A 19,816-nucleotide genomic window follows, 5' to 3' on the forward strand; every position below is an offset into this window, starting at 1 on the left:
AGTAGGGACTCACCGATCCGCCGATCTGCGACGTCTGTCGTACACCAGGAGGCGCTCAGGCCGGCGGCTCCCCACACGGAACCGCCGGCCGACACGACTCAGCGGTGCGCGTTGCTCGGGCGCCCCCACGGCCCGGTGATCGCGAACACGTACCCCGGCGTCTGGATGTTCGCGAACAGGATCTTCCCGTCCGCGCTGAACGTCGGACCGGTGAACTCGCTGTCGTTCAGCTCGTTGCGGGCCAGCGGGTACGCCTTGCCCTGCTCGGTGATCCCCACCAGGTGCGACACGCCCTCGCCGTCCTCGGCCAGGATCACCCCGCCGTACGGGGAGACGGTGATGTTGTCCGGCCCGTCGTAGTTGCCGTGGTCGGCCTCCGGGTCGGTGTTCACCCCGAAGATCGTCTTCAGCGTGACGGTCTGCCGCCGCGGGTCGTAGAACCAGACCTGGCCGTCGTGCTCGTTGACGCTGCCGTCGTCGTGCCGGGCGAAGCTGGCCACGAAGTACGCGCCGCCGTCGCCCCACCAGGCGCCCTCCAGCTTGCGGCTGCGGGTCACCTCGGCGTCGGTGAACTGCTTGCGCACCGACACGGTCCGGGCGTCCCGGTCCGGCACCTGCACCCACTCCACCTTGTACCGGGTGCCCGGCCTGGTGGCTTCGGACAGGTCGGCCACGTGCCCGTCGCCCCGCAGGCAGCGCATCGCTTCGAGGGTGCCGGCGGTGCCGCCGTCGGGCCGCTGGGCGAGCGCCCGCAGCGCGCCCTTGCCGGCCCGGAAGCCGGGCGGCGGCGTCCACCGGAAGTAGAGCCCGTGCGGGCCGCTCGCGTCCTCGGTCAGATAGATCGAGTGGGTGTACGGGTCGACCGCCACCGCCTCGTGGGAGTAGCGGCCGAGGAACGTCAGCGCCACCGGATCCTGGTTGGCCGACCGGTCGTGCGGGTCGACCTCGAAGACGTACCCGTGGTCCTTCTGGAACTGACCGCCGGCCCGCTGCTCGGTCTCCTCGCAGGTCAACCACGTGCCCCACGGGGTGATGCCGCCGGCGCAGTTGTTGTGCGTGCCGGCCACGCTGACGTATTCGCGCAGCCGCCGGCCGTGCCTGTCCACCTCGATGGTGGTGGTGCCGCCGCGCGCGCCGGGGTCGTAGGTGAGGCCGGGCAGCGCCGGCACCGGGTACGGCTCGTCGCCGCCGATCTCGTGGTTGTTCACCAGCACCGAGCCGCGCGGGCCGCGGAAGCAGCCGGTGCCGTCGGCGTCGCTCGGGGTCGCCTGCCCCGATTCGAGCAGCGTCGCGCCCGCCTGGGCGACGACGGTGTAGGAGAAGCCGGGCGGCAGCGCCAGCAGCCCGGCCGGGTCCGGCACCAGGTCGCCGTAGCCGGCGGCGGGGCGGCACGCGGCCCGGGCCGCCGCCGGGCCGGCGATGGCGTCCAGGTTGCCGGCCACCACGATGCCGAGGCCGCCGGCCGCGCCGCCCAGCAGGGACCGCCGGGAAAGAGGAGAGGAGGTCACGTCGTCGCCTTCCTGTGCACATGAGGTTGCCTTGGCAGGCAAGCCGGGCCGGGGGAACGGCGGGCGGCGGGGCCGGCCCCGGCCGGGTGAACAGTGGACGAATCCCGGGTGCCGAGCACGTCGTGCCCTCGCGGTGCGCGTCCGTTAGGGTTCCCTCGATCGCAGACGGTGGCGTCGGAGGGCGGACGGGGTGAACAGGCTCGCGGCGGCGTACCGGCATGCGGTCGAGCGGCATCGGGCGGCGCGGCGGCACTGGGAGTCGGCCCGCGGGGCGCTGAGCGCCGCCGGCCCGGCCCCCGTCGGCAGCCCCGAGCTGGTCGCCCGGCTGGCCCGCCTGGGCGGGGAGTTGGCCGCCGCGGTGCCCGGCACGGCCCGCGTCGCGACCCACCCCGCGCCGGTACGCCTCGGCGTCGCCACCACTGTCGACGGCGCGTTCCCGGTGCTCGTGCCGGTCGGGGCCGGCGCCCACCTGGCGATCGACGCCGACGCCCGCGACCCGCGCGTCGGTGAGCTGCTGCGCGTGGTGGTGGTGCGGCTGCTCACCGCCGCCCCGGCCGGCGCGGTCCGGGTGGTCGGCGTCGACCAGGCCGCGTTCGGCGCGGCGTTCCTGCCGCTGCGCCCGCTGCACGACGCGGGGGTGCTCGGCGCGACGGCGACCACCGAGGCGGAGACGACCGCGCTGCTGGACGCCGCCGAGCGGCACGCGCGTACCGCCCAGCGGGCCGACCCGGAGGACCGGGAGTTGCTCGTGGTGGTCGTCGCGTCGGCGCCGCCGGCGCGGGAGTTGGCCCGGTTGGCCGCGCTCACCCACGCCGGCCCGGCCGCGGCGGTGTGCGTGCTGCTGGCCGGGGCACGCGGGGCGCCGCCGCTGGGTGCCACCACCCAGCTCCGGGTGACCGAGCGTTACGCCCTGGTCGGCGACCCGCCGGGGCGCCCGTTCAGCGCCGACGGCAGTGGGCTGGCCGCGCCCGTGGTGCTCGACGGCGGCCCGTCGCACGCGGCGGTGACCGCGCTGGCCCGCCGGCTCGCCGAGGCCGCCGACGACTCCTCCGGCATCACCTTCGCCGACCTGCTGCCGCCGGACCGCTGGACCGAGTCGGCCGCCGCCGGGCTGCGCACGGTGCTCGGCCGGGCGGGGCGGAAACCGGTGAGCGTGGCGTTCGACGACGCCACGCCGCACTGGCTGGTCGGCGGGCGCACCGGCGCCGGCAAGACGGTGCTGCTGCTCGACGTGCTCTACGGGCTGGCCGCCCGCTACTCCCCGGCCGAGCTGCGCCTGATGCTGCTCGACTTCAAGGAGGGCGTCAGCTTCACCGAGTTCGTGCCGACCCCGCGCGACCCGTCCTGGCTGCCGCACGCCGGGGCCGTCGGCATCGAGTCCGACCGCGAGTACGGCGTGGCGGTGCTCCGGGAGCTGCGCGCCGAGCTGACCCGCCGGGCCGAGCTGCTCAAGCGCCACGGCGTCAGCCGGCTCGCCGACGTGCCGCCGAACGCCCGGCCGCCCCGGATCGTCACCGTCGTCGACGAGTTCCAGGTGCTGTTCGCCGGCAACGACGCGCTGGCCCGGCAGGCCGTCGACCTGATCGAGGAGCTGGCCCGCAAGGGCCGCTCGTACGGCCTGCACCTGGTGCTGGCCAGCCAGAGCACCACAGGCGTCGAGGCCCTCTACGGCCGTGCCGAGGCCATCTTCGGCCAGTTCCCGCTGCGTATCGCGCTGCCCGGCGGGGACGGCGTGCTGGACCCGCGCAACGACGCCGCCCGCGGGTTGACCGTCGGCACGGCCGTGGTGAACACCGCCGCCGGCGCGCCCGGCGCGGACGTCGAGGTGCGCTTCCCCGACGCGCACGCCGCCGCGGTCGACCTGGCGGCGCTGCGCCACGAGCTGCACGCGGCCCGGCCGGAGGGGGCGCACCCGCCGGCGGTCTTCCGCGGCCACGACACGCCCCGGCTCGCCGACGACCCCGCCTGGGCGGCGCTGACCCCCGGCACCGACCCGCCGTACGCCCTGGTCGGCCGCGTGGTGGACGTCGCCGGCAGCCCGGCCGGGTTCGCCCTCGACGCCAGCCCCGGCCGGCACCTGGCCGTGGTCGGCACCGCCGCCACCGGCGCGGAGGTGCTCCGGTGCGCGGCCCTGGCACTGGCCCGGCAGCACGTCCCGGGCACCGCCCGGTTCCTCTTCGCGCCGCTGGCCCCCGGCACCACCGACCTCGCCGACGACCTCGCCATGACGTTCGCCGCCGCCGGCCACCCGGTCCGCCGGCTCGACGCCGACGCGCTGCGCGCGTACCTCGCCGAGGCGGCCGGCGACGCGCCCGACCCGGGCCGCACCTACCTGGTGGGGTTCGGGATGGACGCCGCCGCCGGCACGCTCGCGGCCACCGACCCGGGCACGTTCCGCTCCGGCCACGACGACCTGCGCGCGGTGCTGCGGCACGGCCCGGGGCGCGGCGTGCACGTGCTCGGCTGGTGGCGCGGGCTGCGCCGGCTCGCCGACGACCTCGGCGGCAGCGGGCACCGCGACGACGTGACCGGCCTGGTCGCGTTGAACGTGCCGGCCGCCGACCTGGGGCTGCACCTCGGGGTGCACGACCTCGCCTACACCCCGCGTGACGGCCGCGCCCTGCTCGTCGACCGGCACGACCACCGCACCGCCCTGATCGTGCCGTTCGCCGCCGAGAGCGACAGCCCATGAGTGCGAGGAGTGAGCCGGTTTTGCGAGCCCCGCAGTCGCGAATGAGCAGTGGTACCGCATGAGTGCGAGGAGTGAGCCGGTTTTGCGAGCCCCGCAGTCGCGAATGAGCAGTGGTACCGCATGAGTGCGAGGAGTGAGCCGGTTTTGCGAGCCCCGCAGTCGCGAATGAACAGTGGTACCGCATGAGTGCGAGGAGTGAGCCGGTTTTGCGAGCCCCGCAGTCGCGAATGAGCAGTGGTACCGCATGAGTGGGTTCGACGACTACGCGGCGCTGCTCCGGGAGTTGTCCACCCGGCAGCGGGGCGGGGAGCGGGCGGTCGCCGCCGAGGCGGAGCGCCGGCGTGACCTCCAGTCCGGCGTGGACACGGTCGGGCGGCGGCTGGCCGCCCAGGGGGAGCGCCTGGACCGGCTGGGTGAGGCGGTCGGCATGCCGATGCGGTCGGTCCCGGAGGCAGCCGGCCCGCCCGTCGGGCCTGGACCGGTGGCTGGTTCGCCTGTCGGGCCCGGGTCTGGGGACGGTTCGCCCGTCGGGCCTGGAACGGTGGCTGGTTCGACCGTCGGGCCCGGGTCTGGGGACGGGGCGATCGGCGGCGCAGCCGCCGCGCCAGGGCGGCCGGGGGTCGGGGCGTACCCCGAGGGGAGCGGGACCGCGTCGGCGGGTGACCCGGCGGCGGAGCTGGCGTTGGCCGGGCGGCTGGCCGACGAGGCCGACCGGCACGGGCAGGAGGCGGAGGCGCTGGCCCGCCGGCCGGTGCTGCTGCCGACCTGGTCCGCGCCGGGCCGGGCGGTGGCCGTCTACGCCGGGTGCGCGCTCGTCGGGTCGCTGCTGATGCTGGTCGCGCTTGTCGGCACGCCGCTGCCGGTCTCCGGGATGGACCTGGTGGCGGCGGTGTCGTGCGCGGGCGTGCCGTTGATGTCCTTCGTGGCCGGTCAGCTCGTGCTGGGGAAGTGGGGCCGCCCGGTGCTGGCCGACGCTGAGGCCCCGGCCGGGCGCTACGTGCCGCTCGGCTTCGTGATCTGCGGGCTGGTCTCCCCGTCGCTGTTCTGCCTCTACCTGGTCCTGTTCCGCCTCCTGCGCTAAACGCCCGCCTCCTGGACAAGTCATCTCGCCTGTCGGGAACCGGAGAGATCTTGGAAGCTCCGGGCCCCTCCGGGGGCCGTTTCCTTCCAAGATCCGGGCGGCGGTGTCGATCTGTGAGTGGGGTTGTCGAGGGGTTCGTGGTGTTGAGGGTTCGGGGCGCTGTTCCAGCGGGTCAACTTCGTGATCATCTGGCCGGCCGAGCCCGTCGGATGGGCGAGTTGACCGGGTGGAGCGGCACGGGTGTGCCGGGCACCCACGCCGTTCCGGGCCCCGACAGGGCGGTGATCATGAAGTTGACCCCGCCAGATCGACATCGCCGCCAACCTCATGATCACGGGATCTTCGACTTATGGTGCCGGGGAATGCGGCGTCTGTGGCTTTGTGGGGTGCCACAACTCCATGATGCGGGGTGGTCGGGCGGGGCAGCGGGGGTAGGCTGGCGCGAGCGAATGGGGAGGGCTTGTGAGCGCTGCGGAGGTCATCGCCAGGCTGGCGGCGGCGGCACAGAAGCTGGACGAGGCGAAGGCCCGCACGGCCGCCGCCGCACAGGACGCGGCCGAGGCGCGGGCGCTTGTCGCCGGCGCGCTCGAAGGCGCGACGGCGGGGCCGCTGATCGGGGTCATCGACGCGTACCGGCAGGCGCTCGCCCAGGCCGCGCAGGGCGGCGAGCCGGCCCGCCAGCACGTTCAGGAGACCATCGCCAAGGTCCAGGCGCTCGGCAACTGACCGGCCGTCACGGGTCGGTGAGGACGAGCCAGTCGTCGTCGCGTCGCGTCACCGTGACGTCCCGGGGCCAGTCGTGGGTGACGGATGTCGACGCGCGGGCCTGGTCGACCAGGGGCCGGCGGGCCAGCTCCGCCCCCTCGAAGTGGGCCCCGCCGTGGAACACGGCCCGGCCGAAGTTGGTGCCGCCCTCGAAGCGGGCGCCCTCGAACCACGCCTCCGCGCCGAACTCGGTCCAGCGGAACAACGCCAGGTCGGCGAAGCGGGTCCGGCGGAAGCCCGCGTACCCGGCGAAACCGGTGTGCTCCATGGAGAGCCCGGCCAGGAACACCGCCTCCCGGAACGTGGCGGCGCCGGCGAACGTGGCCCGGTCGAAGCTGCTCGGCTGCCGCAGCGTGGCGGCGTGGAAGGACGCCTGCCCGAAGCGCGTCCCGAGGCAGGACAGCGCCCCACCGAGGTCGGCCCGGTCGAAGCTGGCCCGGCCGGTGACCCGGGCGTCGTCGAGCACGATGTCGGCGTCGCCGGTGAGGTCGTCGCACACGAGGTCGGCGAACTCGGCGGTCAGCCGCATCCGGCCGTGCGCGACCGCGCCGGCGAAGCTTGTGACGCCGGTGCAGACCGCGCCGGTCAGGTCCAGATCGACGAGGGTGCAGCCGGCGGCGTCGAAGTCGTCCAGCCGGGCGCCGGTCAGGTCCAGCGCGATGTCCGGCCACCAGGTGTCCCGGTCCGCCCGCAGGTGCCGGGTGAGCATCCGCTGCGCGGTGCGGCGCACCTCGGTCTCGCGCGGGTCGTCGGGCGCCGGCATCCGCAGGTACGCGCAGAGCACCGCCACGGTGGTCGGCCGCTGCCCCGGGTTGTCCTGACCGAGCCGCTCCAGGGCGTGCAGGCCGCCGAGGCGTACCGCCGGGTTGTCGCTGCCGACCAGCTCGATCGCCCGGACGTAGAGTTCGGTGAGTCGCCGCTCACCGGCGTCGTGCTCGGCGGCGGTGGCCTGGCGTTCCTGGTGCCGTGCGGCGGCCTCGGCGACCGCCTCGGCGTGCGCCTGCACCCGGTCCCGGTGCGCCTGGTCGTGGGCGGCGACGGCCTCCTGGTGCCGCTGGCCGCGTTCGCTGATCCACTGTCGACGGGCGGCGAACAGCAGCGCGAGCCCGCCGCCGGTGCCGGCGACCACGGTGAGGCCGGTGCGGATGGCGTCGACGCGCAGCGTGGCCCGGGTGTCGGGCTGGGCCGCCCGGTCGGCCTCGGTGAGCAGCCAGCCGAGCACCAGCCAGCCGAGACCGGCAGCCAGCAGCAGCCCGAGCAGCGCCAGCCACCAGGGCATCACCCGGAGCGGCTTCTCCGGCGGCGGTGGGGCGGACACGGCGCCCAGCATGCCACCCACGCGGGTCGCCGTGGGACCGGTCCTCGCCGGTGCAGACCGTCCATATCGGCTGGCCGACCATGCGGGCGGTCGGGCCGTCGCCATGCATTAGCTTCGGTGAATTCTTTCACTGTCTCACGGAACGGTGACATGGCGGACATCTTGCGAGCGGTGGCCATGTTGGCGTGGCCACTCCTGGTGATCGTGGTGCTGGTATATCTACTGCCCGCAGCGCGTCGGCTGCTTCGCGACAGTCACTCGGTCGACGACGAGCCGGAGGCGAACGTGTACGAGCGCGCCCGGGCCGTCGACGGCGGCTACGAGGTGGTGCAGGCGACGTCGACGGAGATGGCTCTGAAGCTGATCAGTGGCACCGGGCCAACCGTCATCGTGTCGGACATGGGCCGGATGGAGAACGGTCGGTTCAACGCCACCGCAGGGCTTGATCTTGTGCGCGACCTGCGCAGGCAAGGGGATCAGACGCCTGTGGTCTTCTACACCTCGCCGCGCGGAGTCGCGCGGTATCGAGCCGAGTCCGGGGCCATCGCCGGCGTCAGTTGCACCGCGTCTCCAACCGAGTTGGCACGGATTCTCCACGTCTGACCGACAGTCGTCCTCGTGGCTGTGCCGAGGTGACTCTTGATCCACTCCATTTCGGCGAAGTGGTGGGGTCGGCATGTCCCGGAAGCAGCCAGTTCGGCGAGGTGGAGTGGATCAGGTCAGGCGGCGGTGTCCGAGGTGCCGGTTTGCGCGCAGGGCGCACCAACTGGTTACCGGTGCGTAACTTTCCATTGACGGGTGTGAAATCTGACACGCATCATCGTTCCCACGATCGATCGGATCCCACCCGTCCCTCCCGGTCCCGACCGGGTGCCTCCCATCGGAGGTGCAGCCCATGCTGCTCCGAACGATCCTCGCCACGACCGCCACCGCTACCGCCGCCGCCCTGCTCGTCCCGGCCACCGCCGTCGCCCTGCTCGTCCCGGCCACCGCCGCCCACGCCGCCGAGCCCGCGTCACCGACGACCGCCAGCACCACCACCACCACCACCGCTGCCAGCACCACCGCCACCGGCACCACTGCCACCACCGGCACCACTGCCGCCACGGCCGCCGAACGGGCTGCCGCCGCGGCGGCCGACCCGGTCATCGTGGTCGGCGGACTGATCGGGGTCTCCATCGCGTACGAGCCGATCGCCGCCCGGCTGCGCGCCGACGGCTACCGGGTCTCGATCTACCAACTGCCGAACCTCGGCCTCGGCGACATCCGCGAGTCCGCCCGGGCGCTGTCGTCCTACGTGGACCAGGTGCGCGCCGCCACCGGGGCGAGCCGGGTCGACCTGGTCACCCACTCCGAGGGTGGGCTGGTCAGCCGCTGGTACGTGCGGAACCTCGGCGGCGCCGACCGGGTCGACCAGTACATCAGCCTGGGCAGCCCGCAGTACGGCACGTACGTCGCCAACATCCTCGCCGTCGTCGGGTTGGGCAGCTGCGCCGGCATCGTCGCCTGCCAGCAGATGACCATCGGGTCGAGCTTCCTGGCCGACCTGAACGCCGGTGACGACACCCCCGGGCCGGTCCGCTGGACCACGCTGCGCACCTGGCAGGACGAGCTGGTCCGGCCGGTCGACAACGCGGTGCTCGCCGACGGCGCGACGAACATCCTGGTGCAGGCATGGTGCCCGCTGCGGGTCGTCGGCCACCTCGGCCTGGTCCTCGACGGCACCACCTACACGGCGGTGCGGCAGACCCTCGCGGGCGCCGCGATCCGGCCCAACTGCTTCGCGATCTGAGCGGCTCCGGGCCCGCCACGACCGGGCGGGCCCGCGAACGCCGCGCCGGGGCGGGCCCGGCGAACGCCGCGCCGGGCGGGCGCGCGAACGCCACGCGGTCACCCCTCGGCGCGGCCCCGGATCACGTCGGCGGCCCGCCAGGCCAGCGCCGTCACCGGCGCGCTGGTCCAACCCGCCACCATCACCGGCAGCACCGAGGCGTCCACCACCCGCAGCCCGTCGACGCCGCGTACCCGCAGCTCGGCGTCGACCACGTCGTCGTCGTCCGCGCCCATCGCGCAGGTGCCGATCGCGTGGTAGCCGCAGTAGCCGTGCGCCACCGCCGCCTCGACGATCTCCTCGTCCGTCCGGGTCGCCAGGCCGGGCACCGTCTCCGCGTCGATCCGCTTGGCGATCGGCCCGCTGGCGAAGAACTCCCGCATCCGCCGGAACAGGTCCACCGCCACCCGCCGGTCGTGCCCGGTGGCGAGGTAGTTCGCCACGATCGACGGCGGGGTGCGCGGGTCGGCGTCGGTGACGGTGAGACTGCCCTCGCTGTCCGGCCGGGTCACCGTGCCCAGGCACATCACGCCCGGTTCCCGTTCCAGCTCCAGCGCCCGGCCCGGGCGGGGCGGGGCGGCCGAGAACGGCGCCATCAGCAGGTGGCCGTCCGGCCGGTCCAGGTCCGGCCGGGACTTCACGTGCGCCGCCACGTCGAACACCGGCAACGCCAGCGGGCCGCCGCGGGTGAGCAGCCAGCGCACCGTCGCGCGGGCTTGCCCGAGTGGGCCCGCCAGCCGGGCGTTGTGGCCGCCGGTCTCGGCGAGCCGGTACTGCAACGCGATCGACAGGTGCTCCCGCAGCCCGGCGCCCACCCGGGGCCGGTCGAGCAGCACCGGCACCCCGGCGGCACGCAGCGTCCCGGCCGGGCCGATGCCGGAGACCTGCAACAGCTGCGGGGTGGCCAGGGCGCCCGCGGCGAGGATCACCTCGCCGGCAGCCCGGTGCTCGACCTCCCGGCCGCGGTGCGCCACCCGTACGCCGACCGCCCGGCCGCCCTCGACGAGCACGCGCAGCGCGACCGCGCCGACCACGACGGTCAGGTTCGGGCGGCGACGCGCCGGGTGCAGGAACGCGTCGGCGGCGCTGACCCGGCGTCCCCTGTGGATGGTCGCGGTCGGGTAGCCGATCCGTTCGTCGTCGCCGGCGTCCAGGTCGTCCGCCGGCCGCCAGCCCAGCTCGGCGCCGGTGGCCACCATCTCCTCGGCGAGCGGGTCGGTGCCGGTGGCCACGGAGAGCCGCACCGGCCCGCCGACGCCCCGGTGCGGCGCGGGTCCCAGCGGGTGGTCCTCCACCCGCTGGAACACCTGCCGCATGACCGACCAGCCCCACCCCAGCGGTGCCAGCGCGTCCCAGTCCCGGGCCGCGCCGCGGCTCCAGATCATGCCGTTGACCGAGGTGGAACCGCCGATCATCCGGCCGCGCTGCCAGGTCTCCCGCCGGCCCGGCCCGGTCGTCGCCGGGTAGTGCCAGGCGGTACGCGGATCGTCCATCAGCCGCGCGAACGCCTTCGGCACCCGGACGAACGGGCTGCGGTCCCAGCCGCCCGCCTCCAGCAGCAGGACCCGGGTGCCCGGATCCTCGGTCAGCCGGTCGGCCAGCACGCATCCCGCCGCGCCGGCCCCGACGACGACGTAATCGAATTCCACTGCCGTGGACCCCCAGTCACGAGAATCCTTCCGACAGTAGTTGCTCGACCACACCGCGCATAGAGGCTCAGGCCGCCTTCGCCAGCGCCTCGTACTCGTCGTCGGTCAGCTCGACCTCGGCCGCCGCGACGTTCTCCTCCAGGTGCGCCACCGACGACGTACCCGGAATGGGAAGCATCACCGGCGACCGGCGCAACAGCCACGCCAGGGCGAGCTGCGCGGGGCTGGCGCCGTGCGCGGTGGAGATCTCGTCCAGCGGCCCGCCGGGTCGCGCCAGGTTGCCGGTGGCGATCGGGAACCACGGGATGAACGCCAGGTCATTGCGCTCGCAGTGGGTCAGCACGTCCTCGGCGCCGCGGTCGGCCAGGTTGTAGAGGTTCTGCACGGACACGATCGGGGTGATCTTCCGGGCCGCCTCGATCTGCTCGACCGTCACCTCGGAGAGCCCGATGTGCCGGATCTTGCCCTCCTCCTTCAGCAACGCCAACTCACCGAGCTGATCCGCGAGCGGCACCTTGGTGTCGATCCGGTGCAACTGATAGAGCGGAATCGCGTCCAGGCCCAGATGGCGCAGGCTCAGCTCGCACTGCTGGCGCAGATATTCCGGGCGCCCCACCGGCCGCCAGTCGCCCGGACCGGAGCGGGTCAGCCCGGCCTTCGTCGCGATCACCAGGTCGTCGGCGTACGGGTGCAGCGCCTCTCGGATCAGCAGCTCGCTGACGAACGGCCCGTACGAGTCGGCGGTGTCGACGAACGTGACCCCCAGCTCGTACGCGCGGCGCAGCACCCGCACCGCCTCGGCCGGGTCCTTCGGGTCGCCCCAGACACCGGGGCCGGTGAGCTGCATCGCCCCGTATCCGAGGCGGTCGACCCGCAGGTCACCGCCGATCCGGTAGCTGCCCGACGCCTTGGCCGGCTGCGTGCCTGTGGTCATCATGGTCCTCCTGCTGGTCCTCACCGGTTCGGGTCCCGACCGGAGGACATTCCCCGAAACCTGCCGCCGAAGCCTGTTCACCGCCGATGCCGCAAGACCACGAGCGCCTGGTCGTCCTCCGAGCCGGCCAGATCGTGCAGCAGCGCGTCCGCGATCGCCTCCGCCGGCTCGTCCCGCACCGCGGCAAGCGTCCGGTGCAGCGCCGCGACGCCCTCGTCGTACGGCCGGCCGCGTCGCTCCACCAGCCCGTCGGTGTACGCGACGAGCACGTCACCCGGAGCGAACGGGATCGTGGCCACGGTCATCGGCGCGTCCACCATGCCCAGCGGCAGCGCGTGGGCCGTCGGCACGGCGCGCGGCGGCTGCCCGGCCGGCAGCAGCACCGGATGCGGGTGCCCGGCCCGGGCCACCTGCGCCGTGCCGGCCACCGGGTCGACCACCGCGATCAGGCAGGTGCCCAGGAACCCGACGCCGAGCAGCTCGGTGAGGCGGAGGAACACCTCCGCCAGCGGCACCCCCAACCGGATCAGCGTGTTCAGCATGGTGCGCAGCTGGGCCATGTCGGCGGCGGCCTCGACCTGGTGCCCGACCACGTCGCCGACCACCACGGCCAGCCGGTCGCCGTCCTGCCGGACCAGGTCGTACCAGTCGCCGCCCAGGTGCAGGCCGCTCATCGCCGGTCGGTAGCGGGTGGCGACCTCCAGGCCCTTCGGCGGGGTCAGCGACGAACTGCGCAGGCGGCCGGCCAGGCGGGTCACCAGATTGTGCTCGGCGGCGGCCAGCCGGACCCGCTCCAGCGTCTGCTCGCACAGGTCGGCGACGGTGTTCAGCGACGCCAGGTCGGTGTCGCGCAGCGGGCGCTCCCGCCGCCAGCCGAAACCCAGCGCGGCGATCGGCCGGCGCTCGGCGCCGAACAGCGGCAGCGCCACGGTGGTCACCAGGCCGTGCGCGCCGACCGGGTCGGGCAGGCCGGGGAACCGGGCGGCGAACTCGGCGCGGTCCCGCAGCACGATGCGCGTCCCGTCGCGCAGCGCGCGCACGAGCGGGCGCGGGTCGTCGACGCCCAGGTCGTGGAACGCCGCGGCGAGCGTGCCCGGCACGTCGTCGTGGTACCAGAGCCGGACCCGGCGGCCCTCGTCCCGCATGGCGAGGCCGGGCAACTCCGCGCCGAACACCGTGGTGGGGGCGTCGAGGATCACCTCGATCGCCTCGGCGGTGGAGCGGGTCACGCTCAACCGGGCCGCGAACACGGCCATGGCCTGCGCCGACCCGATCAGCTCGGCCCGCTGCAACGCCTGGCTGCACAGCGCGGCCACCGCGTCGAGCAGGTTGTGCAGCGCGTCGTCGTCGCTGACCGGGTCGGCCCAACGCACCTCCAGAGCGCCGAGCGCGACACCGTCGCCGTAGCGCAGCGGCAGGCAGAGCCCCGTGGTCCGGCCGTCGGCGCCGGTCACCGGCAGCACCGCGTTGTCGCGTACCGCCCGGGCCAGCGGGGCGTCGGTGTCGAGCGGCAACGGCCCGGGCGGGGCGTCGCCACCGGTCACGTCGAGCACGGTACGGCCGGGCAGGGCGACCGCCACCCGCAGCGCGGCGGCGTCCACCACGTCCGGGGCGACGGTGGTGAGCACCTCCACGATGGCCTCCCGGCCCCGCGCCGAGCTGAGCGCCCCGGCCAGCCGGGCGAGCGCCTCCGCCCGCCGCAGCGCCCGCTGCCGGTCGCTGACGTCCCGCGTCACGGCGGCCACGAACGCGGTACGCCGGTCGCCGGTGTCCACGGTGACGGCGGCGTCCGGCCCGGCGCGGTCGGTGGACCGGCGGCGGCGCGCCCGGGCCGCCGCCAGCGCGACGCCCACCTGACCGGCGAGCAGCCCGACGAACGCACGGTGGTCGGCGTCGACCGCGCGGTGCGGGTCCAGCCCGACCACGAGCACCCCGGCCGGGGCAGCGGCGCCCGGATCGGGCACCGGCAGCACGGCCACCACCGGCGCGTCCGCCCGACCGCCGGCAAGGTGCGGCGGCACCAGCCGGGGCGCGCCGTCGGCAAGCACCTCGGCCAGCGGCAGGTCGCCCACCGGCGGGACCTCGGCCCCGGCCGTGGCGGCCAGCCGCGGGCCGCCCGGCGTGGCCAGGTGGAGTCGGACGAACGGCATCGAGGCGGCGCCACCGAGCGTGTCGACCGCCCGCCGGGCCACCTCCTCCGGGTCGGCCGCGTCGGCGAGCGCGGCGCCCAGCGCCACGAGCAGCCGCAGCCGGCGCTCGCCCACCACCCGCGCGGTGGTCTCCGCGCCGACGCTGAGGACACCCGCCGGCCGGCCCGACTCGTCGGTCACCGGGCTGTGCGTGAAGGTGAACCAGCGGTCGCCGTCGCGCGCGTGCCGCACCCGTACGTCCGGGCTGGTGCCGGCGTCCCGGCGGGCGAGCAGCGGAACGAGCGCGTCCCAGTCACCCGGCCACGCCCGCGCCGCCGGCCGGTCCGGCGCGACCTCCCGGCCCGGGCCGAGCAACCGCCGGTACGCGTCGTTGGGCAGCGGCACCGGCCCGTCGCCCCACCACAGCACCGCCGGGCCGGGGGAGCGCAGGCAGAGCGCCAGCGCGGTACGCAGGCTCTGCGGCCAGCCCTCGATCGGTCCGAGCGGGGTGCCGGACCAGTCGTACGCCGTGATCACCGCGCCCGCGCGCCCGCCGGTGGCGGCGACGGTGTCCGGCCACCGAGGGTCGTCCGGCGGGGTGACGTTCACCCGGGACCTCCGCTCGGCCGGTGGGCGTCGGCAGTACCGGGAAACGTACCAGCGGCCCGCCGTGCCGACGATCGTCGATCCGGTTCGGAGCATGGGGACGACGGGCGGGGACGAAGCTCCCGGCACGTCGGCAACCGGGCGGGGCCGGGGCAGTTGCCGCGAGCCCGCCCGGGGGCCGGGTCCGCCGTGCGAGGCTGGGCGGGACGGTGGTCAGGAGGTGCGCATGGGCGCGACGCCCCGGCTCGACTTCGCGTTGGACACCTACGAGTGCATCGTGCTCTACCCGGGCCCGTCCGGCCGGGCGCTGCCGGAGGAGACCGTACGGCGGCTCCAGGCCGAACACCTGCGACACATGCAGGCGTTGCAGCGGCGCGGCATCGTGCTCGTCGACGGCTCGGTGGACGGCCCGGCGCGCGAACCCGACCCGCCGATCGGCTTCGGGCTGTCCCGAACCGGTTCGGTGGACGACGTACGCAGCGTCATGGAGGCCGACCCGGCGGTGCAGGCCGGGCTCTACCGGGTGGAGGTGCTCACCTTCCTCTGCGCGGCCGGGTCGCTGGACTTTCCGCTGGTCAAGACCGAGAGCTGAGGCGCCGACGCGTCGGTGCCGGCCGGGGCCGCGACGTCGGTGTCCGGCCCGCCGTCCCCGGTCGCGTCCGGCCCGCCGGCGCCCCGGTCCAGCCGGTTGCCCGGAGCGCACCGGGAGCACCCCGCCGGCCGGCGACGGCGAGCGGTACGATTTCCGCCGCGCGGTCGCCGATGCCCGCCACACACGACGTTCCGGTGCGGTACGCCCACCGCCCGCTCGCGCGGGTTTCGCGCGTCGTTGGACAACTGTTCCGCAGTCCGCAAGGGGTCGGTCGGCAGGCCGATCCGAAGGAGAGACTAGCCTGATGGGCGTGACACGCCGCGCGAAGATCGTCTGCACTCTCGGCCCCGCCACCTCGTCCCCGGAGCGTATCCGCGGGCTCGTCGAGGCCGGCATGAACGTGGCGAGGCTCAACTTCAGCCACGGCAGTCACGCCGACCACGAGTCGGTCTACCGGATGGTCCGCGAGGCCGCCGAGGCGGCCGGGGCGCCGGTCGCCGTGCTCGCCGACCTCCAGGGCCCCAAGATCCGCCTCGGGCGCTTCGCCGACGGGCCGCACGAGTGGCGCACCGGCGACTCCGTGACGATCACCGGCGACGAGATCGTCGGCACCAAGGAGCGGGTCTCCTGCACCTACCGCAAGCTGCCGCAGGAGGTGAAGCCGGGCGACCGGCTGCTGATCGACGACGGCCGGGTCGCGGTCGAGGTCAGCGACGTCACCGGCAACGACATCCGCTGTCTGGTCACCGAGGGCGGCCCGGTCTCCAACAACAAGGGCGTCTCGCTGCCGAACGTGGCGGTCAGCGTCCCGGCCATGTCCGACAAGGACGCCGAGGACCTGCGCTTCGCCCTCGGCCTCGGCGTCGACCTGGTCGCGCTCTCCTTCGTCCGCTCGCCGGAGGACATCAAGCTCGTCCACGCGATCATGGACGAGGAGGGCGTCCGCCGCCCGGTCCTGGCCAAGGTCGAGAAGCCGGAGGCGGTCGACCACCTGGAGGCGATCGTGCTCGCCTTCGACGGCGTCATGGTCGCCCGCGGCGACCTCGGCGTCGAGCTGCCGCTGGACCAGGTCCCGCTGGTGCAGAAGCGCGCCGTGCAGCTCTGCCGGGAGAACGCCAAGCCGGTCATCGTGGCCACCCAGATGCTCGACTCCATGATCGAGAATTCGCGACCGACCCGCGCCGAGGCCTCCGACGTGGCGAACGCGGTGCTCGACGGCGCGGACGCGGTGATGCTCTCCGGCGAGACGAGCGTCGGCAAGTACCCGGTGCTCACCGTGAGCACCATGGCCAAGATCATCACCACCACCGAGGCCGGCTCCATCGCCGTCCCCCGGCTCCAGCACGACCCGCGTACGCACGGCGGCGCGCTCACCGTCGCCGCGTCGTCGATCGCCCGCGCCATCGGCGCCAAGGCCATGGTGGCGTTCTCGCAGACCGGCGACACCGTGAAGCGGCTCAGCCGACTGCACTGCGACCTGCCGCTGCTGGCTTTCACCCCGGTCCCGGAGGTGCGCCACCAGCTCGCGCTCTGCTGGGGCGTGGAGACGTTCCTGATGCCGTTCGTGCAGCACACCGACGACATGTTCCGACAGGTCGACCAGGCGCTCCTCGGCCTCGACCGGGCCAACCCGGGCGACTACGTGGTGATCGTGGCCGGCAGCCCGCCCGGCACCCCCGGCTCCACCAACACGCTGCGCGTACACCAGCTCGGTTCGCTCGTCGACGCCGCGTCGGCGCGCGCGCTCCAGTGAGCCCGCTCGGCGGGCCCCGCGGTCACGGACGGAGGTTGCATGGTGAGCGCGAGGAGTGAGCCGGTTGTGCGGGCCACGCGGTCGCGAACGAAGGCCAACCAGTGAGTGACGCTCCGGCGGCGACCGGGCAGGCCGCCGTCGACCAGCTCCTCGAGGTGCTGGACCTGGCGCCGACCGGCGACATGACCTTCCGCGGGATGAGCCCGCCGGTGGGCCCGCAGCGGGTCTACGGCGGGCAGGTCGCCGGGCAGGCGCTGGTGGCGGCCGGCCGCACGGTCGACCCGGAGCGGGCCGTGCACTCGCTGCACGGCTACTTCGTGCGGCCCGGCGACCCGGCCGAGCCGATCGACTACCAGGTGGAGAACGTCCGGGACGGCCGCTCCTTCTCGGTGCGCCGCTCGGTGGCGTTGCAGCACGACAAGCCGATCTTCTTCATGTCGGCCTCGTTCCAGCGGCGGGAGGAGGGGCTGGACCACCACGCCCCGGTCCCGCCCGACGTGCCCGGCCCGGACGACGTACCGACCATGGCCGACCGGCTCTCCCGCTACCCGGAGCGGCTCGGCATCTGGGGTCAGATCCCGCGTCCGATCGACGTCCGCTACGTCGGCGAGCCCGGCTGGGTCCGCCCCGGCGACCGTCCCGCCGAGCCGCACCAGCGGGTCTGGATGCGCATCGACGGCAAGCTTCCCGACGATCCGCTGCTGCACGCGTGCGCGCTGACGTACGCCTCCGACCTGACGCTGCTGGACTCGGTGCTGTCGGTCCACGGCGAGGTGTGGGGGCCCGGTGGCGTGGTCGGCGCGAGCCTGGACCACGCGCTCTGGTTCCACCGGTCGTTCCGGGCCGACGAGTGGTTCCTCTACGACTGCTGGAGCCCGTCCGCCTCGGGTGCCCGGGGCCTGGCCACCGGCCGGATGTTCACCACAAGGGGCAACCACATCGCCAGCGCCGTCCAGGAGGGCCTGCTGCGCCGCGTCGGCGCCTGAGGTGCAAGGCGGGGCCCCCTCTTAACGCCTCCGGTAGAGGCGGGGCCCCTTTTTAACACGTACGGCGGCGGCCGGGTCCCGCTCAACGTCCGGTCGCGGGTCGGGGGACCGGTCGGCTGAGCAGGCGACTAACCTTGCCGGCATGCGTCTCTCCGCCCGGGTCGACTATGCCCTCCGTGCGGCTGCCGAGCTGGCCTCGGTCGCCGAGGGCACGACCTCCGGGCGGAGCCGGCCGGTGACCGCCGAACAGATCGCCCGGTCACAGGACATCCCGCCGAAGTTTCTTGAGAGCATCCTGCTCCAACTGCGCCGGGGCGGCGTCGTGCACGCCCAGCGTGGCCCCGAGGGCGGCTACTGGCTGGCCCGCCCGGCCGCGGAGATATCCCTGGCCGAGGTGATCCGGGTGATCGACGGGCCGCTCGCGCACGTCCGCGGGCAACGCCCGGAGCAGCTCGGCTACCAGGGCGCGGCCCGCGCCTTGCAGGACGTGTGGATCGCGTTGCGGGCCAGTGAGCGGGAGATTCTGGAGCTGGTCACCATCGCCGACGTGGCCGCCGGGCAGCTGCCGGGCCGGGTGAACGAGCTGGCCGCCGACCCGCGCGCCTGGAGCTGACGACTCTCCGACGGGCCGTCCGGCGCGTCTCACCAACCGGATGGGGGACTTGACCGAGGACGCCTCCGTGCCGCATTGTCGACCAAGTCGATAGGAGATGCCGAAAAGTCAGGGGGCGCTCGTGCGCAAGCTGTTGGTCCTCGCCCTCGTCGGGCTCGCCGCGCAACTGGTCGACGGCGCGCTCGGCATGGCCTACGGGTTGACCTCCTCGACCCTGCTCCTCTTCGCCGGTGTCGCGCCGGCCGCCGCGTCCGCCTCGGTGCACCTCGCCGAGATCGGCACCACACTCGCCGCCGGCGTGGCCCACTGGCGCTTCGGCAACGTCGACTGGAAGGTGGTCGCCCGGATCGCGCTGCCCGGCGCGCTCGGCGCGTTCGCCGGGGCCACGTTCCTCAGCTCCATCTCCACCGAGTCGGCCGCCCCGTGGATGGCCGCGATCCTGTTCACCCTCGGCGCGTACCTGCTGGTCCGTTTCTCCCGGCCGCTGCGGGCCAACCGCGCCGCCGGCCGGCTGCGCAGTCGCTTCCTCGCCCCGCTCGGCCTGGTCGCCGGCTTCGTCGACGCCACCGGCGGCGGCGGATGGGGTCCGGTCGCCACGCCGGCCCTGCTGGTCTCCGGGCGGATGGAACCCCGCAAGGTCATCGGCTCGGTGGACACCTCCGAGTTCGTGGTCGCCGGCGCGGCCAGCCTCGGCTTCCTGATCGGCCTCGGGTCCGACGGCTTCCTGCTGCCCACCGTGGCCGCGCTCCTGATCGGCGGCCTGATCGCGGCGCCGATCGCGGCCTGGCTGGTCCGCATCGTGCCGGCCCAGGTGCTCGGCGCCGTCATCGGCGGCGTGATCGTGCTGACCAACGCCCGTACCCTGCTGCGCGCCGGCGACCTCGGCGGCCCGGTGCCGGCCCTGGTCTACGCCGTGCTCGGCGCGGGCTGGCTGGCCGCCGTGGTGCTGGCGGTGCGGGCCCTGCGCCGCGTCCGCCGGGCACGGGCCACGGTCGAGGCGGCGCTCGCCGCCACTCCGGCCGACGCCGTCGTGTCCGACGCCGCGGGGTCCGACACCGTCGTCCCGGGGTCCGCCGCGGGCGCGGCGCCGATTGCCGAGGCGGCGGATCCGGCGGTCGCGGCGGTGGATCCGGCGGTCGAGGCCGCTCCGGCCGTTGCCGCCGCCGCCCCGGCCGTCGAGGCCGAGCCGTCCCGGCGGCTTGCCGCCGCCGTCGAGGGCTGAGTCTCCACCGGTACGGACGAGCCGCGGGCCGCTCCGGTCCGGCTCCCCGCCAGGCGTCGCCCACCCTGTGCGTGTGTCCACGCCATCGCGCGCTCGCCGACGCCGCAGGCGTGAGCCGACGCCGGGGGTGTTAACCG

General features: G+C 74.8%; 15 protein-coding genes. 10 read left to right on the forward strand and 5 right to left on the reverse strand.

Features of this window, described 5'->3' with window-relative positions; genetic code table 11:
- Positions 1–98 precede the first annotated feature (98 nt).
- Positions 99–1,508: an alkaline phosphatase PhoX gene (locus O7602_RS07690; RefSeq protein ID WP_281587519.1), complete on the reverse strand. Its 1,410-nt coding sequence runs from the start codon at positions 1,506–1,508 to the stop codon at positions 99–101.
- Positions 1,509–1,698: 190 nt separating this feature from the next.
- Between O7602_RS07690 and O7602_RS07695 the strand changes: the two genes are divergently transcribed.
- The 3 genes from O7602_RS07695 (at position 1,699) to O7602_RS07705 (ending at position 6,007) form a co-directional block, all read left to right on the forward strand.
- The gene (locus tag O7602_RS07695) at positions 1,699–4,200 is read left to right on the forward strand and encodes an FtsK/SpoIIIE domain-containing protein (RefSeq protein ID WP_281587520.1); all 2,502 of its coding nucleotides are present in this window, start codon (positions 1,699–1,701) and stop codon (positions 4,198–4,200) included.
- A 244-nt stretch (positions 4,201–4,444) separates the two neighbouring features.
- Complete coding sequence (locus O7602_RS07700) at positions 4,445–5,281, forward strand: hypothetical protein (RefSeq protein ID WP_281587521.1); 837 nt, start codon at positions 4,445–4,447, stop codon at positions 5,279–5,281.
- 462 nt (positions 5,282–5,743) lie between these two features.
- The gene (locus tag O7602_RS07705; protein WP_089157165.1) at positions 5,744–6,007 is read left to right on the forward strand and encodes a DUF6244 family protein; all 264 of its coding nucleotides are present in this window, start codon (positions 5,744–5,746) and stop codon (positions 6,005–6,007) included.
- Between the two features lie 7 nt (positions 6,008–6,014).
- Here O7602_RS07705 and O7602_RS07710 read toward each other — a convergent pair whose 3' ends face one another.
- Positions 6,015–7,364, reverse strand: a complete 1,350-nt coding sequence (locus O7602_RS07710; RefSeq protein WP_281587522.1) for a pentapeptide repeat-containing protein — start codon at positions 7,362–7,364, stop codon at positions 6,015–6,017.
- Positions 7,365–7,514: 150 nt separating this feature from the next.
- On the opposite strand from O7602_RS07710, the gene O7602_RS07715 reads away from it, so the two are divergent.
- Both O7602_RS07715 and O7602_RS07720 read left to right on the forward strand, forming a co-directional pair.
- Positions 7,515–7,967: a response regulator gene (locus O7602_RS07715; RefSeq protein ID WP_281587523.1), complete on the forward strand. Its 453-nt coding sequence runs from the start codon at positions 7,515–7,517 to the stop codon at positions 7,965–7,967.
- Positions 7,968–8,259: 292 nt separating this feature from the next.
- The gene (locus O7602_RS07720; RefSeq protein ID WP_281587524.1) at positions 8,260–9,156 is read left to right on the forward strand and encodes an alpha/beta fold hydrolase; all 897 of its coding nucleotides are present in this window, start codon (positions 8,260–8,262) and stop codon (positions 9,154–9,156) included.
- Between the two features lie 98 nt (positions 9,157–9,254).
- On the opposite strand, the gene O7602_RS07725 is transcribed toward O7602_RS07720, so the two are convergent.
- The 3 genes from O7602_RS07725 to O7602_RS07735 form a co-directional block, all read right to left on the reverse strand.
- Entirely contained in the window at positions 9,255–10,844 is a 1,590-nt protein-coding gene (locus O7602_RS07725) for a GMC family oxidoreductase N-terminal domain-containing protein (RefSeq protein WP_281587525.1), read from the reverse strand.
- Between the two features lie 67 nt (positions 10,845–10,911).
- Entirely contained in the window at positions 10,912–11,778 is an 867-nt protein-coding gene (locus O7602_RS07730; RefSeq protein ID WP_281587526.1) for an aldo/keto reductase, read from the reverse strand.
- 77 nt (positions 11,779–11,855) lie between these two features.
- The gene (locus O7602_RS07735; protein WP_281587527.1) at positions 11,856–14,516 is read right to left on the reverse strand and encodes a SpoIIE family protein phosphatase; all 2,661 of its coding nucleotides are present in this window, start codon (positions 14,514–14,516) and stop codon (positions 11,856–11,858) included.
- Positions 14,517–14,739: 223 nt separating this feature from the next.
- Here O7602_RS07735 and O7602_RS07740 point away from each other — a divergent pair, with 223 nt between their 5' ends.
- The 5 genes from O7602_RS07740 to O7602_RS07760 all read left to right on the forward strand — a co-directional run bounded on the left by O7602_RS07740 (position 14,740) and on the right by O7602_RS07760 (position 19,679).
- Positions 14,740–15,105, forward strand: coding sequence for a YciI family protein (locus tag O7602_RS07740; RefSeq protein WP_281587528.1), 366 nt, complete (start codon positions 14,740–14,742; stop codon positions 15,103–15,105).
- Positions 15,106–15,409: 304 nt separating this feature from the next.
- Positions 15,410–16,858, forward strand: a complete 1,449-nt coding sequence (gene pyk, locus O7602_RS07745; protein ID WP_281587529.1) for a pyruvate kinase — start codon at positions 15,410–15,412, stop codon at positions 16,856–16,858.
- 101 nt (positions 16,859–16,959) lie between these two features.
- Positions 16,960–17,844, forward strand: coding sequence for an acyl-CoA thioesterase II (locus O7602_RS07750; protein ID WP_281587530.1), 885 nt, complete (start codon positions 16,960–16,962; stop codon positions 17,842–17,844).
- Positions 17,845–17,986: 142 nt separating this feature from the next.
- On the forward strand, positions 17,987–18,457 hold the full coding sequence (locus O7602_RS07755; protein ID WP_281587531.1) for an Rrf2 family transcriptional regulator: 471 nt from the start codon (positions 17,987–17,989) through the stop codon (positions 18,455–18,457).
- Positions 18,458–18,578: 121 nt separating this feature from the next.
- A complete protein-coding gene (locus tag O7602_RS07760; protein ID WP_281587532.1) occupies positions 18,579–19,679 on the forward strand; it encodes a sulfite exporter TauE/SafE family protein in 1,101 nt (366 codons plus the stop codon).
- The last annotated feature ends 137 nt before the right edge of the window (positions 19,680–19,816 follow it).

The sequence above is a fragment of the Micromonospora sp. WMMD1128 genome (assembly GCF_027497235.1).
GTDB lineage: Bacteria > Actinomycetota > Actinomycetes > Mycobacteriales > Micromonosporaceae > Micromonospora.